This is a genomic window from Terrabacter sp. AAH1, from assembly GCF_054456855.1.
In genome coordinates, this window is sequence record NZ_JBTJJV010000008.1 from 38,646 (window position 1) to 54,000 (window position 15,355).

Genomic DNA, 15,355 nt, shown 5'->3' on the forward strand with positions numbered 1-15,355 from the left:
CTTTCAGTGGACGAGCTCGGCCGGGGCGCCCACCGAGGTGACGCGGGCGGCGGGACGGGTGGCCAGGAGCGTGACGAGCAGGAGCAGTGCGGCCACGCCGGCCGCGATCGAGAAGGCGAGGAAGTTGCTGCCGACGCCGAGGTTCGCGGCGAGCAGCCAGCCACCGACCTGGGGGGCGAGCACCGCACCGATGCGGCCGACGCCGAGGGCGAAGCCGAGCGACGTGCCGCGCAGCGCGGGCGGGTAGTGGTTGGCGACAGCGGCGATGATGAGGCACTGGGTGCCGTGGGTGCCGACGCCGGCGAGGATGAGGGCGCCGTAGACCGGCAGCAGGTCGCTCGGGTAGGTCAGCAGGAAGGCCAGGCCCATGGCCGCGGCGGCGGCCGCCCAGATCGCGCTCTTGAGCGGACCGAAGCGCATGCCTGCCCACGCAGTGACGACCGAGCCGAGCACGGCGCCGAGGTTGAGGGCGAGGAGGAAGTGCAGCGGCTGGCCCATGTCGAACCGCGCGTCGGAGGCCATGAGCTTGGGCAGCCAGGTGCCGAGGCCGTACCACGCGAAGAGGGTGGCGACCGTGGCGACGGCGAAGAGCACGGTGGGGCGCAGCCACTGGCCGCTGAGGATCGAGCGGAAACCGGGGCGGTGGTGACCTGCGGCAGGGCTCTCGACGGCGTCGTGGACCAGGCCGTAGCGGGCCTCGACGGCGACCGCCTCGTCGACCCGGCCACGGGTGCGCAGCCACGTCGGCGACTCCGGCAGGAGGGTGGCGCAGAGCGGCAGCAGGACGACGACCGCGAGGACGGCGACGGCATACATGGACCGCCAGCCGTGCTGGGGCAGCAGCCACAGGCCGACGAGGGCGGCCGCGGAGCCGCCGATGGGCACGCCGGACATCATGATCGTCGAGACCGCGGAGCGGCGCCGGCGGGAGACGAACTCGGAGGTGAGGGCGTTGGCGGAGGGCACGAGGCCACCGAGGCCGAGGCCGGCCACGAAGCGGAACGCCCCGAAGGCCTCGGGCCCGGAGGCGACGGCGCAGAGGGCCGTGAAGACGGAGAACCAGAGGGTGCACCAGAGGATCGTGCGGCGGCGGCCGAGCCGGTCGGCGAGGTAGCCGGCGCCGAGCGCACCGACGAGCATGCCGGCGAAGGCGAGGCTGCCGATGAAGCCGGCGGAGGCGGGCGTCAGGCCCCAGCCACGCTCCTTGAGCAGGGACGGGATCGTCGTGCCGTAGACGATGAGGTCGTAGCCGTCGAAGACGACGATGAGCCAGCAGAGGAGCGTGACCAGCCAGGCGGGGCGGCTGGAGAGCCGCCGGGCGGGGGCCGGGAGCGAGGGTGAGGGCGTCGTTGCCATGCCGACCATGGTGGGATCGTTCGACATGGCAGAACGAGACAATTCTGCATGGCAGAATCAAGAAGTCCCACATCCCGGAGACGAGCGAGGATCACCCGCATGAACACGGGCCTGAAGACGAAGCCGCAGTACGCCCTTCGTAGCGTCGACCACGCCCTGCAGCTCGCCGTCATCCTGCAGGTCGAGGGTCCGCAGACCGTCTCCGACGTCGCCGAGCGGCTCGGCGTCGCCCGCTCGACCGCGCACCGGCTGCTGTCCATGCTCGTCTACCGCGACTTCGCCCGGCAGGGCGCCGACCGCCGCTACCACGCCGGCCCCGTCATCTCCCTCGAGGCCGACTCGCGCAGCCACACCGCGCTGCTCCGGGCCGTCGCGCTCCCCCATCTGCAGGTGCTCGTCGACCGGGTCGAGGAGTCGGCCAACCTCATGGTCCTCGCGGGCGACCACGCCCGGTTCGTCGCCTCGGTCGAGTGCCACCAGTCGCTGCGCGTGGGCGACCGTGAGGGCATGGTCTTCCCGGCCCACCTCGCCTCGGGCGGCAAGGTGATGCTCGCCGACCTGCCTCCCGACGAGCTGGCGGCGCTCTTCACGGAGGACCGGTGGGAGGGCCGCGAGGCCCAGCGCCCGGACGTCACCGCCGTCGGCAGGGACCTGGCGGGCGTGCGGCGCCGCGGCTTCGCCATCAACAAGGACCGCACCGAGACGGGCGTGACCGCGATCGGTCGCGGTGTCCGCATCGGCGAGCGCACCGACGCGGCCGTGACCGTGTCGATGCCGACGGTGCGCTTCCGCGAGGACCGCCTCGTCGACATCGTCAGCGCTCTCGCCCTGACGACCCGCGACATCGAGAGGGACATGGAGCAGGCGCTGCGCGTCGAGCCTGCGTGACGGGCGTCAGTACGCCGGCAGCTCGCCCTCGCCCGGCGTCACCCGCAGGTCGGCCTCGTCGATGCGCACGTCGTTGATGCTCGCCTCGCGTCGGCGCATGTAGCCGAGGTCGTCGAACTCCCACTGCTCGTTGCCGTAGGAGCGCCACCACTGCCCGTCGGCGTCCTGCGACTCGTACTGGAACCGCACCGCGATCCGGTTGCCCTCGAAGGCCCAGAGGTTCTTGCGCAGGCGGTACTCCCGCTCGCGGTCCCACTTGCGGCGGAGGAACTCCACCACCTGGTCGCGCCCGACGAGGTGCTCGTCGCGGTTGCGCCACTCGGTGTCCGCCGTGTAGGCGCCGGCGACGCGTTCGGGGTCACGGGTGTTCCAGGCGTCCTCGGCGGCCTGCACCTTCTGGCGCGCGGTCTCCTCGGTGAACGGCGGCAGCGGCGGACGGGGGTCCATGTGTTCAGCGTCGCACCTCACGGTGCGAGCCGTCGAGCCGCCGGGTCCAGCCCCTGCCGTCGAGGTGCTCGAGCAGCGGGATGACGGTGCGCCGCGTCGATGCGAGCGCCACCCGCGCCTCGCTCGTCGTGAACGGCTGCGGCAGGCCGGAGAGCACCCGCATGGCGCGGGCCGGGCTGGTCGGCAGCAGCACGACGTCGTCGTCGAGCCGCAGCAGCCGGCCGGTGCGCACCGCGGCGGCCACCTCGCGCGGGCCGAGGCCGTACGCCTGCAGCTCGCGCTGCTCGGGCGCAGCGAAGGGCTGGTCGGCGAGGCGCGCCTCGAGGACGCGCAGGGCCGCGTCGACCTTCTCGGGCAGCGCCTCCCGGTGGCCGGGGGCGCCGACGCGGCCGTCGCGCACCTCGAGGCCTGCGTATGCCGTCAGGTCGGCCAGGAGCGACCGGTCCGGCACGTCGGCGGCTGCGCGTGCGGCCTCGAGCGTCAGGGTCGGGTCGAGTGGATCACGAGCGGCCTTGTGCTCCAATGCCTCTCGTAGTCGGTCGGCCCACTGCTCCCAGGTCTCGTCGGTCACCAGCCACCGCCCGCGCCGCGCGACGTTGGAGGCCGGACGGGCGCCGTCGGGCACCGTCGCACCGAGCGCGAGCGCGGCGTCGACGGTCATGGCGCCGCGTCGCCCGACCTCCTGCTCCAGGCTCGGCCCGGCGTGCTGGCGGGCCACCACCGCGGCGCGCACTGCCGCGGCGCCACGCCGGGTGAGCGGTGGCGGGTCGGCGTCGACGACGACCGCACCGTCGATGTGCCGCGACCCGGGGTCGCGCAGGATTAGACGGTCGCCGGCCGTCACGGGCAGCGGATCGGGCAGAGCGAGGCGCAGGGCGCTGCCACCGAGCGGACGCACCCGGGCCTGCACCGCCGTGGTGCCGATGTGGACCATGACGTGGAGCGGCCGCCGGGCGGGCGTCTCCTCGGCCAGGCGCACGTCGAGCTGGGTCGTCGACCGCCAGGCGCCGGCGGTGAGCAGCAGGTCGCCGCGTCGGACCTCCTCAGCCGCGATCCCGCGGAGGTTGACCGCGACGCGGGCGACGGCGGCGATGGCGTCGCGCGGCTCCTCGAGCGACTGCAGGCCGCGCACGGTGACGGGCCGCTCGCGCCCCGAGGTGTCGTGCAGGACGAGCTCGTCGCCCGTGCGGATCGTGCCCTCGCCGAGGGTTCCGGTGACGACGGTTCCGGCGCCGCGGATCGTGAACGACCGGTCGACCCACAGGCGGGTGCGGCCGTCGACCACGGGTGCCGGCAGCCCGGCCACGAGTGCGTCGAGCGACTCACGCAGCTCGTCGAGACCCGCTCCGCTGCGGGCCGAGACCGCGACTGCGCGGCAGCCGGCCAGCGACGAACTGCTCACGCGCTCAACGGCATCCGCCATCGCCGGAACGGGGTCGGCGAGGTCGCTGCGCGTCACGACGACAAGTCCGTGTGTCAGGCCCAGCGCGTCGACGGCCGCGAGGTGCTCGGTCGTCTGGGCACGCCACCCCTCGTCGGCTGCGACGACGAGCAGCACCGCCGGGACCGGGCCCAGCCCGGCGAGCATGTTGCCGATGAAGCGCTCGTGGCCCGGGACGTCGACGAACGCGACCTGCTCGCCCGAGGGGAGCGTCGTCCACGCGTACCCGAGGTCGATGGTGAGGCCGCGGCGGTGCTCCTCGGCCCACCGGTCGGGCTCGATGCCGGTGAGCGCCCTGACGAGCGTCGACTTGCCGTGGTCGACGTGACCCGCGGTGGCGATGACGCGCACGTCAGTCGCCGCGAGCCAGGGCCGCCAGCACGGCTCGCTCGATGTCACCGTCGGAATCCGCTGGGACACAGCGCAGGTCGACGAGGCACCTCCCGCGCTCGACCCGAGCCACGACTCCGGGATCACCGGTGCGCAGGCGCTCGGCGCACTGCTCGGGCAGGGCGACCGCCCAGCCGGGCAGCGGCACGCCGGGCGCGCCGCCCCCACCGACGCGCCCCTCGACCTGCACCACCGCACCGCCCACGGCCTCGGCGAGCCGCTCGGCGCGGGACCGCAGCCGGTCCGGTTCGGCGTGGAGGTAGGCAGTGACGGGGGGCACCGGTCCGCGCAGCGTCGCCTCGAGGGCAGCCAGGGTCAGCTTGTCGACACGCAGCGCCCGGGCCAGCGGGTGCCGGCGCAGGCGCTCGACCGTGCCGGAGTCACCGAGCACGAGTCCGGCCTGCGGGCCGCCGAGCAGCTTGTCGCCGCTGGCCGTGACGATCGTGGCGCCCGCCGCGAGCGTCGAGGCGGCGTCGGGCTCGTCGGGCAGCAGCGGGTCGTGCCGCAGCAGCCCGCTGCCGATGTCGACGACGAGCGGCACCCGCGCACCGTCGGGGCTCGTGACCCCGGCGAGCTGCTCGACCGAGGCAGCGCTCGTGAAGCCCTCGACCCGGAAGTTGCTCGGGTGCACCTTGAGGATGCACCCGGTGTCGGGACCGACCGCGGCGGCGTAGTCGTCGACGGTGGTGCGGTTGGTCGTGCCGACCTCGCGCAGCCGCGCGCCGGTGGACTCTATGAGGTCGGGCAGCCTGAAGCCGTCGCCGATCTCGACCATCTCGCCGCGGCTGACGAGCACCTCGCGTCCGGCCGCGAGCGCCGTCGTGGCGAGCACGAGCGCGGCGGCGCCGTTGTTGACGACGAGCGCGCCGCCGGCGGCGGGCACGGCGTCGCCCAGGGCAGCCAGGGTGCCGCGACCGCGCCGGGCCCGCGCACCGGTGGCCACGTCGTACTCGACGTCGACGTAGCCTGCGGCAGCGGTCACCGCCTCGATCGCCGCTGCCGACAACGGAGCCCGGCCGACGTTGGTGTGCACGACCACCCCCGTCGCGTTGAGGAGCGGCCGCAGGGTCGTCGCGCGGGACGGCAGGGCCGCGCGCGCGGCGTCGGCGACCTCGCCCGGCTCGATCTCCCCGGTGCGGGCCCGGCCCTGCGCCACGCGTACGGCGGCCTTGACGACGTCGGCGCCGTGCCGCGTGACCGCGGCGGCGAGCACCGGGTCGGCGAGCAGCGCGTCGGTGCGCGGGATGCGCCGCCGTGGGTCGGTCTGCGTCACGCCGCCCTCCTCGAAAAGTGCTGTGGCGGAGGTGGACGGGAATCGAACCCGCCAGACCGAGATGCTCGGTCTCACCGGTTTTGAAGACCGTGGGGACCACCAGGTGCCCAGACACCTCCACGGGCCACCGTACCCATCGCGTGCTCGGGCCACTCGCCGACCTACGGTGTGGGTATGAGCGGGCTCGTGGAGCAAGTGAGACTGACCCAGTTCGCGCACGGCGGCGGCTGTGCCTGCAAGATCCCGCCGGGCGAGCTCGAGGAGATGGTGCGCGACCTCACGGGCGCGAGCCACCCCGACCTGCTCGTCGGCCTCGACTCCGGGGACGACGCGGCGGCCGTGCGCATCGAGGGCGGGGTGGCGGTGCTCGCGACGGCCGACTTCTTCACCCCCGTCGTCGACGACCCGTACGACTGGGGACGCATCGCCGCAGCCAACGCCCTCTCCGACGTGTACGCGATGGGTGGCCGCCCGGTGCTCGCCGTCAACCTGCTCGGCTGGCCGCGCGGCGTCCTCCCGATCGAGCTCGCGGCGGAGGTGCTGCGCGGCGGCCTCGACGTCGGGCGCCTTGCTGGCTGTCCGGTCGCCGGCGGCCACAGCATCGACGACCCCGAGCCGAAGTACGGCATGGCGGTGACGGGCATCGCCGACCCGGAACGCCTGCTGCGCAACGACGCCGCCGTCGCCGGACTACCTCTCAGCCTCACCAAGCCGCTCGGGGTCGGCGTGCTCAACAACCGGCATAAGGCGACCGGCGAGGTGTTCCCGCACGCGGTCGCGTCGATGGTGGCCCTCAACGACGTCGCGAGCCGGGCTGCCGTTGCGGCCGGCGTGCGCGCGGCGACGGACGTCACGGGCTTCGGCCTGCTGGGCCACCTCTACAAGATGGCCCGCGCCTCGGGAGTCTCAGCCGTCGTCGACGCGGCGGCCGTGCCCTATCTCGACGGGGCCCGCGAGTCGCTCGCGGCGGGCTTCGTGCCCGGCGGCAGCCGCCGCAACCTCGACTGGGTGCGACCGCACCTCGACGCGAGGGTCGGGGACGACGAGCTCGTGCTGCTCGCCGACGCCCAGACGAGCGGCGGCCTCCTCGTCGCCGGCGAGGTGCCCGGCGGCATCGTCGTCGGTGAGCTCGTGCCCCGTGGCGATCACGTGATCAGAGTCCGGTGAGCAGGGTCGACGACGCGCTGCAGGAAGCTCGTCGCCTCCTCGACCGCCTCACGCCCGGGGAGGCGTGGGCGGAGGCACGCTCCGGCGCACTCCTCGTCGACACGCGTACGGCAGCACAGCGCGCATCGGACTGGGCCGGGCCACTGACGTCGTCGGAGGGGTCGAGGCATGGCTCGCGGCCGGGCTGCCGCTGTCAGCCGACCCCGCCGACGTGCGCGAGTAGCTCAGTCGGCTCAGTCGGCTCAGCTCCGCACAGTGTCGGGGCGACCTCGACGGCCTCCGCGGGCACCGCGCGCGTCGACGGACTCGGCCCCGTCGACCGCCCGCGGTTTCTTCGTGACGAGCGGCAGCACGAGCGCCACGAGCGTGATGATGCCGATGACCGTGAAACCGAGGTTGTACGCCTTGTCGCTGCCGATGAGCGAGGCGATGAGGAGCGGGCCGACGACGCCGCCGATGCTCCAGCCGATGAGCATGAGGCCGTAGATCGCGCCGACGTTCTTGACGCCGAAGAACGTGCCTGCGGTCGACGGCATCGTGCCGAACCCGCCGCCGTAGCAGGTGTAGACGAGGGCCGCGAGGACGGCGAACATCGCCGGGTTGGCGGCGTGCGGGATGAGGAGCAGGCAGACGCCCTGGATGCCGAGGATGCCGAGGAAGGCCGGCATCTTGCCGAGCATGTCGGACAGCCAGCCCCAGAGGATGCGGCCGGCGCCGTTGAAGAGGCCGAGCACGCCGACCAAGGCCGCGGCGCTGGTGGCGGAGTAGCCCGCGACGTCGCTGGCCGTGCCGGCGGCGACGGCGATGAGCGAGATGCCCGCCGTGACACTCATCGTGAGGATGGCGGTGAGCAGGTACCACTGCTTGGTGTGCAGGGCCTCGCTGGGCGTGAAGTCACGCGTCGTCGTGGCGGGGCCGGCCGCCGCAGCCTTCGTGCCGGCGCCCCAGTCGGCTCGCACCGCGGGGTTGCGGAACACCGACGTGCAGATGAGCAGGATGACGAGGTAGCCGATGCCCAGCCAGAGGAAGGCCTTGGTGGGCACGCTGGGCGAGTTGTCGATGAGCGCCTGGCCGACGGGTGCCGTGACCACCGCACCGAAGCCGAACCCGGCGACGGCGAGACCGGTGATGAGGCCCGGCTTGTCGGGGAACCACTTCTGCAGCATGGCGATCGGGACGATGTAGACCATGCCGAGGCCGAAGCCGCCGATGACGCCGTAGCCGAGGACGAGCAGCCAGAAGGCGTCGGGCGACTGGGCGAACGAGGCGAGGATGACGCCGACGGCGTAGATGATGCCGCCGGTCATCGCCACGACGCGTGGGCCGCGGGCGTCCTGGAGGCGGCCGCCGACGTAGCTGCCGACGAAGATCATGCCGATGACGACGCTGAACGGCACGGCGGCCTTGGACTTGGACCACCCGAACGCCGCATCACTCTGCAGCGCCTTGGCGAAGACGCTCCATGCGTAGACGGAGCCGATGGCCAGCTGGACGAGCACGGCGCACACGAGGATCACCCAGCGGTTCGCGCCCCGGCCGGTGGTGTCCGGCCCCTGTTCCAGGCCTGTGTCGGTCCTGCTCACAGCACTTCCCCTTTCCGGTGGTCCGGCGGCGCGTCGTTGCGCCGTCGGGGGCGGCGCTTCAGCGCGCCGTGGTGATGGAGTCGTTGACGATGCCCTTCGCCCGGCGCGCCTCGAGGCGCTCGCGCTGTGGCTCGACGGTGTACTTGGGGTCGATCGCAGAGGTCATACCCGCCTCGAAGACCCCGAAGCGGGTGCAGGCCGAGCCGGCCATGAGGGCCAGGCCGCTCAGGGCCGCTCCGACACGCGTACGCCCGAGGGTGACGGCGCCGACGGCGCCGGCGATGGTCAGCACCTTGCTCGCCCTGAGCAGCCGGGCGGCCTTGCCGGTGCGGAGCGGCTCGGAGAGGGTCGGGCCGAGCCGGTCCTGCATGCGTTCGAAGGCGAGGGTCTCGACGACCGCGCTCACGGCTGCGAGCCGGCGCGCCGGACCGTTCTGCCGGGAAGGCACCGTGAGCAGCGCGAGACCGGATGCGGCGAGGTTGGCCGAGCTGACGAAGACGAACGGCAGCTCACGGTAGGACTCGTGCCAGGTGGGCGTCGCCGTGTCGGCGAGCAGCACGGCCGTGTACGCGGCGAGCGGCGGCGCGAAGAGCGCCGAGCCTGCTGTCGCCGGGCCGTCGGCGATCTCGAGCATCCGGCTCACGCGGGCGAGCGCTGTGCCGGGCCCGGTTGTGCCGGAACGACTTTCGATGAGGGCTTGACCGAGCTCCGATGCGAGCGCGAGCCCCGAGAAACCACTGAAGGCGGTGAGGATCCACGAGCCGACCGACATCGGCGAGGTGAGCTTGACGGTGCGCATCATGTTCAGCGCGCGGCTGGGCTTGCCGAGGTCCTTGGCGAGCGCCGCACCACCGAGGGCGGCCGCGCCGACGGCTCCGATGCGACCCGCGCGTCTCAGGGCGGGGTAGCCGAGCACCTTGCCGCCGGCTGCGAGCAGCGCCGAGCCGCCCGCGACGCCGCCGAGGAAGAGGTACGCCGCGATCTCCTTCTCCCAGGGCGCCGGCTTGACGATGTGGCGGCCGTAGTAGCTGTCGAACTGCGCGTCGGGCACCATGAGCGACTCGTCGCGGCGCCGCCGCCCGCCGTTCTGGCCGGCCTGGTGGCTGCCGTCGCGGGCGTTGCCGTGGCTCGCGACGTCTCGCCGCCGCTCCTTCTCGGGCGGCCGGTCGGCGTCGAACGGGTTGGTCGTCATCGCTTCCTCCCGACGAACGCGGCCGCCGCCATGCCGAGCATCGCAAGGCCTGCCATGCCGGCCTTGCGGAACATGTCGGGAAGGTCGGCCGTCGTGACCCGGGGGTCGGGCGGCAGGCCGTAGACCTCCGGCTCGTCGAGCAGCAGGAACACCGAGCCGGTGCCTCCGACGCCGTCGTTTACGTCGGCGCCGTAGAGCCGCGCCTCGGTGTAGCCGAGCTCGTGCAGCTCGGTCACGCGGGCCTGGGCGGTGGCCCGCATGTCGGCGAGGTCGCCGAACTTGATGGATGTCGTCGGGCACGCCTTGGCGCACGCGGGCGTCTGGCCGTCGCCGAGGCGGTCGTAGCAGAGGGTGCACTTCTGGGCGATGCCGACGTTCTTGACCTCGCCGTTGTGGGCCGGGTCGGCGCCGCCGCCGTTGATCGTGATGCCGTGCGACTGCCGGCCGCCCTCGTGGCCCTCGTCGCCGCGGCGGCGCTCGATGACGCCGAAGGGGCAGGCGGCGACGCAGTAGCCGCAGCCGTTGCAGACGTCGTCCTGCACGACGACGGTGCCGAACTCGGTGCGGAAGAGGGAGCCCGTGGGGCACACGTCGAGGCAGGCGGCGTGCGTGCAGTGCTTGCACACGTCGGACGCCATGAGCCAGCGCACGTCGGGCACGGCCGTGTCGGTGGGGCCGGGTCCCGCCGCGGCGCCGGAGCGGACCTCGCCGGGAGCCTCGAGCGTGGCGGTGGCCGTCGCCGAGTCCCGCACCGTCGGCATGCCGAGCTGGACGAGGCGACGACCCGACTCCCTCGCCTTCTCGATGCGGTCGGTGCTCTGCTCGACGAACGCGACGTGGCGCCACGTGCTCGCCCCGAGCGCGCCGGTGTTGTCGTAGGACTGGTTCAGCAGGTCGAGGCCGTCCTCGGGGATGCCGTTCCACTCCTTGCAGGCGACCTCGCACGCCTTGCACCCGATGCAGATCGAGGTGTCGGTGAAGAAGCCCTTGCGCGGCTCGTGGCGGTCCCACGCCGCGTCCGCCGCAGGGTCGGTGGGACCGGACAGCTGGTTGCGCCAGAAGGCCACGTCTCAGCCCTCCTTCTTCGTCGTGGTCGCCGTCCCGGGAACCGACTCGGGGTGTCCGGTGCGCAGCTCGTTGCCCGTCATGGCGGTCGAACCGGACCGCGACTGGTACTCGGCGACGAACCGCAGCAGGGCCTCACCGGTCGGACGCCGGCCGGGCACGATGTCGCACGAGCCGGCCTTGCTCTCCTGGATCTGCACGTTGGGGTCGAGTGCGACGCCGAGCAGGTCGTTGGCGGCGTCACCGCTGACGACGGCGGCGCTGCCGACACCCCAGTGGTAGGGCAGGCCGACCTGGTGGACGGTGCGGCCCCGGATGACCAGCGGCGTCATGCGCTCGGTGACGAGCACGCGGGCCTCGACGGCGGTGCGGGCCGAGACGATCGTCGCCCAGCCGCCCGGCTCGAGCCCTCGCTCCTTCGCGAGCTCGGGCGAGACCTCGCAGAAGAACTCGGGCTGCAGCTCGGACAGGTAGGGCAGGAAGCGGCTCATCCCGCCGGCCGTGTGGTGCTCGGTCAGGCGGTAGGTCGTGAAGACGTACGGGTAGACGTCGGCGCCGGGCTCGTCGCCTGAGGGGCTCCACAGGTTGTCCTTGCGCGGGAAGACGCGGCGCGCCGGGTTGGACTGCTGGTGGTAGAGCGGGTTGCGGACGGGGCTCTCCTGCGGCTCGTAGTGGGTCGGCAGCGGCCCGTCGAGCATGCCCTTCGGCGTGTAGAGCCAGCCCTTGCCGTCGGCCTGCATGATGAACGGGTCATCGCCGGCGAGGCCGTCGGGGCCGCCCGTCCCGGGCTCGGGCCGGTAGCTCGGCGCCTTCGCGACCGGGAAGTCCGGCACGTCGTGGCCCACCCACTTCTGCTCGTCGGCGTCCCACCACACGTACTTCTTGCGCTCGCTCCACGGGTTGCCCTCGGGGTCGGCCGAGGCGCGGTTGTAGAGGATGCGGCGGTTGGCGGGCCACGCCCAGCCCCAGTCCAGGGCGGTGAGGTCCTGCTCGCGCCCGGGCCGTCGGTTGGCGGCCTTGTTGACGCCGCCGGCATAGACGCCGGTGTAGATCCAGCACCCGCCGCTGGTCGACCCGTCGGCCTTCATCTCGGTGAAGGCAGAGAGTGGCTGGCCCGCCTTGTCGCCCGTCAGGTGACGCCCGTTGACCTCGGCGAGCACGGCCTCGGCGTCGATCTCGCCGTCGGCATCGAGGGGATAGTCCCACGTGAGGTCGAGCAGCGGCCGGTCGCGAGGGTCGTCGGAGTCTGCGAGGATCTCGCGCACGCGCCGACCGAGCTCGTAGAAGAACTCGAGCTCGCTCTGGGCCTCGCCGGGCGGGGCGACCGCCTTGTGGTGCCACTGGAGCATCCGCTGCGTCTGGGTGAACGACCCGGCCTTCTCGGTGTGGGCCGCAGCCGGGAGGAAGAACACCTCGGTCTGGATGTCCTCGGGTCGCATCTCGCCGGTGGCGATCTCGGGTCCGTCCTTCCAGAACGTCGCCGACTCGATCATCGCGAAGTCGCGCACGACGAGCCACTTCAGGTGGCTCATGGCCTGGCGCTGCATGCGTCCGTGCGCCGACCCGACGGCCGGGTTCTGGCCGAGGAGGAAGTAGCCCTCGACCTGGTCGTCGAGCATCGCCATCGTCGTCTGGTAGGTGCCGTGGGCGCCGGAGAGCCGGGGCAGGTAGTCGAAGCACCAGTCGTTCTCGGCGGTCGCGGCCTTGCCCCACCACGCCTTGAGGAGGCTGACGGCATACGTGTCGGCGTTGGCCCAGAAGCCCTTCTGCTCCTTGCTGCCGATCGCGTTCACGTACTCGTCCCACGTGTCGTGGAGTCCGGCCACCGGCATCGCGAGGTAGCCGGGGAGGATGTTGTAGAGGGTCGGGATGTCGGTGGAGCCCTGGATGCTGGCGTGCCCGCGCAGCGCCATGATGCCGCCGCCGGGGCGGCCCATGTTGCCGAGCAGCAGCTGCACGATCGCCGCGGTGCGGATGAACTGCGCGCCGAGCGTGTGCTGGGTCCAGCCGACGGCGTAGACGAACGCGGTCGTGCGGTCGCGCCCGCTGTTCTCGGTGACGGCCTTCGCGAGGTACGCGAAGTCGTCGACGCTGACGCCGCACGTGTCGGCGACCATCTCGGGCGTGTAGCGCGAGTAGTGCCGCCTGAGGATCTGGAAGACGCACCGCGGGTCCTGCAGCGTCTCGTCGCGCAGCACGCGGGCGTGCTCGAGCGCGGGCCCGCCGGAGCCGTGCTCGTCGCCGGCCGCCCGCTCGGACTTGCTGTGGCCGTGCTCGTGCGCACCGTCGCCGCCGCCCTCGTGCCCGGCGGCGGGCCCGCCGATGGTGCCCGGTGACGGGTCGCCGTCCTCCTCGCCGTCCTCGGACGTCGCGTACGCCCACGTGTCGGGGGCGTACTGTCCCGTCTCGTCGTCGTAGCCGGAGAAGAGCCCGTCGAGGTCCTCGGTGTCCTGGAACTTCTCGCTGACGAGGGTCGCGGCGTTGGTGTACGCGACGACGTACTCCTTGAAGTACAGCCCGCCCTCGAGGATGTGGTTGATGAGGGCGCCGAGCAGCACGACGTCGCTGCCCGCCCGGATCGGGATGTGCTTGTCGGACGTCGCCGACGTACGCGTGAAGCGCGGGTCGACGTGGATCACCTTGGCACCCTTGAGGCGAGCCTCCGTCACCCACTGGTACGCCACCGGGTGGCACTCGGCCATGTTGGAACCCTGGATGACGATGCAGTCAGCGTTGGAGAGATCCTGCACGTACTGTGTCGCGCCGCCGCGCCCGAACGAGGACCCCAGACTGGGGACCGTGGAGGAGTGTCAAATACGGGCCTGGTTCTCGATCTGGATCGCTCCGGCCGCGGTGAACAGCTTCTTGATGAGGTAGTTCTCCTCGTTGTCGAGCGTCGCGCCGCCGAGCGAGGCGATGCCCATCGTGCGCCGGAGCGGGCGGCCCTTCTCGTCGTGGTCCTGCCAGCCGGCCCGGCGGCTCTCGACGAAGCGCTGCGCGATCATCTCGACGGCCGTGGCCCGCGGCATACGCTCCCAGTCGGTGCCGCCCGGACGGCGATAGAGCACCTCGCGCACGCGGGTCGGGTTGTTGACGAGCTGCTCGCTCGCGGAACCCTTGGGGCACAGGCGGCCCCGCGAGACCGGCGAGTCGGGGTCGCCCTCGATCTGCACGACCTTCTCGTCCTTGACGTACACCTTCTGGCCGCAGCCGACGGCGCAGTACGGGCAGACGCTCTGCACGACGCGGTCGGCCGTGGACGTGCGCGGCTGCAGGGTGCGCGTGCGCTCGGACGTCACGGCCGGGCCCCGGCCGAGGAAGTCACCGGAACGGACCTGCCGCAGCACGGGCCACGACAAGAACGTCTTCTTCGCCTCCATGGCGCCACCTTTCGCGGCGTGCGCGCACGCCGGCCGAGTATCACGACCTCTCGTACCTCTGTATTCCCACAAGGCACGCTGTCGTAACCACCCTAGGCACGCGGACGCCCGAAAAGGCGGATAGGCGCCCCACCTAGAATCGAGGCCGATGAGAACGCGAGGGGTGGCCGGCGGGCTGCTGCGCTGGGGGCCACACGGTGGCGTCCACCGGGTCGCGCTGCGCGCCGGGGTGTCGGTGCTGGTCCCGTTGCTCGTGCTCGTCCTGTTCGGCCGCGTCGAGTGGACGCCGTATGCCGCGTTCGGCGCCTTCACGTCGCTGTACGGGCGCAACGACGCCCGGGCGCAGCGGGCCGGCATGCAGGTCGTGGCCGGCGTGGCCCTGACGGTCGCCGTCACCCTCGGGGCGCTCGTCTCGCTCGCACCCGACTCGCGCTGGCTCGTCGTGCCGCTGGGCGCGCTGCTCGCCGCGGCCGGGTCGCTCACGTCGGACGCCTACCGCTGGCACCCTCCGGGCCCGCTCTTCCTCGTCTTCGCCTTCACGGTCTGCGCCATGGTGCCGGCCACCCCCGTGACGGTCCTGGTCGCTGCCGCCGTCTCGGCCGCGAGCGTCCTCTTCTCACTGGCTGTGTCGCACGTCGGCGTCCTCCGCGGGCGCGGTGAGTGGCAGCGCCCCGATCTCCCGGCCCCCACCTTCCGCGACGCGCTCGACGCGCCGGGTGCCCGCACCCACCTGCTGCGCCACGTCGCGGCTCTCGGGGCCTCCGGCGCGATCGCGACGGCGCTCGGCTGGGAGCACCCGTACTGGGCGATGGTCGCGGCCGTCGTCGTGCTGTCGGGTCCCGACCTCGCGTCACGGCTCACCCGAGGGCTGCACCGCGTGGTCGGCACGGCCCTCGGCGTCGTCGTGGCCGCGCCCATCCTGCTGTGGTCACCGCAGGGGGCGTGGGCCGTGCTCGTCATCGTCGTGCTCCAGGTGCTCACCGAGCTCGTCGTCGGGCGCAACTACGGCGTCGCCCTGCTCTTCATCACCCCCTTGGCCCTGATGATGGGCCAGCTCGCGCACGCGGCCCCGGTGGGGTCGCTGCTGCGCGACCGCCTCTTCGAGACCGTCCTCGGCGCGCTGGTCGGGGCCGTGGTGCTGCTGCTCACCCCCGACCGACGGTGATTGGGCCG

The 15,355-nt window shown here is 72.8% G+C and carries 11 protein-coding genes and 1 tRNA gene; 3 read left to right on the top strand and 9 right to left on the bottom strand.

What is annotated here, in order from left to right; all coding sequences use genetic code 11:
- Positions 1-3 precede the first annotated feature (3 nt).
- Positions 4-1,356, bottom strand: coding sequence for an MFS transporter (locus ACXR8F_RS13425; protein ID WP_458801150.1), 1,353 nt, complete (start codon positions 1,354-1,356; stop codon positions 4-6).
- 99 nt (positions 1,357-1,455) lie between these two features.
- Here ACXR8F_RS13425 and ACXR8F_RS13430 point away from each other — a divergent pair, with 99 nt between their 5' ends.
- Positions 1,456-2,244 (top strand): IclR family transcriptional regulator, encoded by a 789-nt coding sequence (locus ACXR8F_RS13430; protein WP_458801152.1) that lies wholly within the window; start codon positions 1,456-1,458, stop codon positions 2,242-2,244.
- A 6-nt stretch (positions 2,245-2,250) separates the two neighbouring features.
- Here ACXR8F_RS13430 and ACXR8F_RS13435 read toward each other — a convergent pair whose 3' ends face one another.
- From ACXR8F_RS13435 to ACXR8F_RS13450, 4 genes are all read right to left on the bottom strand, one after another.
- Complete coding sequence (locus ACXR8F_RS13435) at positions 2,251-2,691, bottom strand: DUF1348 family protein (protein WP_458801154.1); 441 nt, start codon at positions 2,689-2,691, stop codon at positions 2,251-2,253.
- Between the two features lie 4 nt (positions 2,692-2,695).
- Entirely contained in the window at positions 2,696-4,531 is a 1,836-nt protein-coding gene (gene selB, locus ACXR8F_RS13440) for a selenocysteine-specific translation elongation factor (RefSeq protein WP_458801156.1), read from the bottom strand.
- Positions 4,485-5,795 carry an L-seryl-tRNA(Sec) selenium transferase gene (gene selA / locus ACXR8F_RS13445; protein ID WP_458801157.1) on the bottom strand — a complete coding sequence of 437 codons (1,311 nt, stop codon included), beginning with the start codon at positions 5,793-5,795 and terminating at the stop codon, positions 4,485-4,487. Before selA ends, selB begins: the two co-directional genes overlap by 47 nt.
- A 23-nt stretch (positions 5,796-5,818) precedes the next feature.
- Positions 5,819-5,914, bottom strand: a tRNA-Sec gene (locus ACXR8F_RS13450).
- 55 nt (positions 5,915-5,969) lie between these two features.
- On the opposite strand from ACXR8F_RS13450, the gene selD reads away from it, so the two are divergent.
- On the top strand, positions 5,970-6,962 hold the full coding sequence (selD, locus tag ACXR8F_RS13455) for a selenide, water dikinase SelD (protein WP_045189911.1): 993 nt from the start codon (positions 5,970-5,972) through the stop codon (positions 6,960-6,962).
- Between the two features lie 242 nt (positions 6,963-7,204).
- Here the strand turns inward: selD and ACXR8F_RS13460 are convergent, their stop codons facing one another.
- From ACXR8F_RS13460 to fdh, 4 genes are read right to left on the bottom strand one after another with little or no spacing between them, the layout of a single operon-like run.
- Positions 7,205-8,545, bottom strand: coding sequence for an L-lactate MFS transporter (locus ACXR8F_RS13460; RefSeq protein WP_458801160.1), 1,341 nt, complete (start codon positions 8,543-8,545; stop codon positions 7,205-7,207).
- Positions 8,546-8,603: 58 nt separating this feature from the next.
- Positions 8,604-9,737, bottom strand: a complete 1,134-nt coding sequence (gene nrfD / locus ACXR8F_RS13465) for an NrfD/PsrC family molybdoenzyme membrane anchor subunit (RefSeq protein WP_045189909.1) — start codon at positions 9,735-9,737, stop codon at positions 8,604-8,606.
- A complete protein-coding gene (locus ACXR8F_RS13470) occupies positions 9,734-10,804 on the bottom strand; it encodes a 4Fe-4S dicluster domain-containing protein (protein ID WP_458801162.1) in 1,071 nt (356 codons plus the stop codon). Before ACXR8F_RS13470 ends, nrfD begins: the two co-directional genes overlap by 4 nt.
- A gap of 3 nt (positions 10,805-10,807) precedes the next feature.
- Entirely contained in the window at positions 10,808-14,182 is a 3,375-nt protein-coding gene (gene fdh, locus ACXR8F_RS13475; protein ID WP_458801164.1) for a formate dehydrogenase, read from the bottom strand.
- Between the two features lie 148 nt (positions 14,183-14,330).
- Between fdh and ACXR8F_RS13480 the strand changes: the two genes are divergently transcribed.
- The gene (locus ACXR8F_RS13480; RefSeq protein ID WP_458801166.1) at positions 14,331-15,347 is read left to right on the top strand and encodes an FUSC family protein; all 1,017 of its coding nucleotides are present in this window, start codon (positions 14,331-14,333) and stop codon (positions 15,345-15,347) included.
- The last annotated feature ends 8 nt before the right edge of the window (positions 15,348-15,355 follow it).

Bases quoted from the DNA above. Each gene is read 5' to 3' on its own strand.
- ACXR8F_RS13430 (WP_458801152.1), top strand. From the start codon at position 1,456: ATGAACACGGGCCTGAAGACGAAGCCGCAGTACGCCCTTCGTAGCGTC.
- ACXR8F_RS13435 (WP_458801154.1), bottom strand. From the start codon at position 2,691: ATGGACCCCCGTCCGCCGCTGCCGCCGTTCACCGAGGAGACCGCGCGC.
- ACXR8F_RS13480 (WP_458801166.1), top strand. From the start codon at position 14,331: ATGAGAACGCGAGGGGTGGCCGGCGGGCTGCTGCGCTGGGGGCCACAC.
- ACXR8F_RS13425 (WP_458801150.1), bottom strand. From the start codon at position 1,356: ATGGCAACGACGCCCTCACCCTCGCTCCCGGCCCCCGCCCGGCGGCTC.
- selD (WP_045189911.1), top strand. From the start codon at position 5,970: ATGAGCGGGCTCGTGGAGCAAGTGAGACTGACCCAGTTCGCGCACGGC.
- nrfD (WP_045189909.1), bottom strand. From the start codon at position 9,737: ATGACGACCAACCCGTTCGACGCCGACCGGCCGCCCGAGAAGGAGCGG.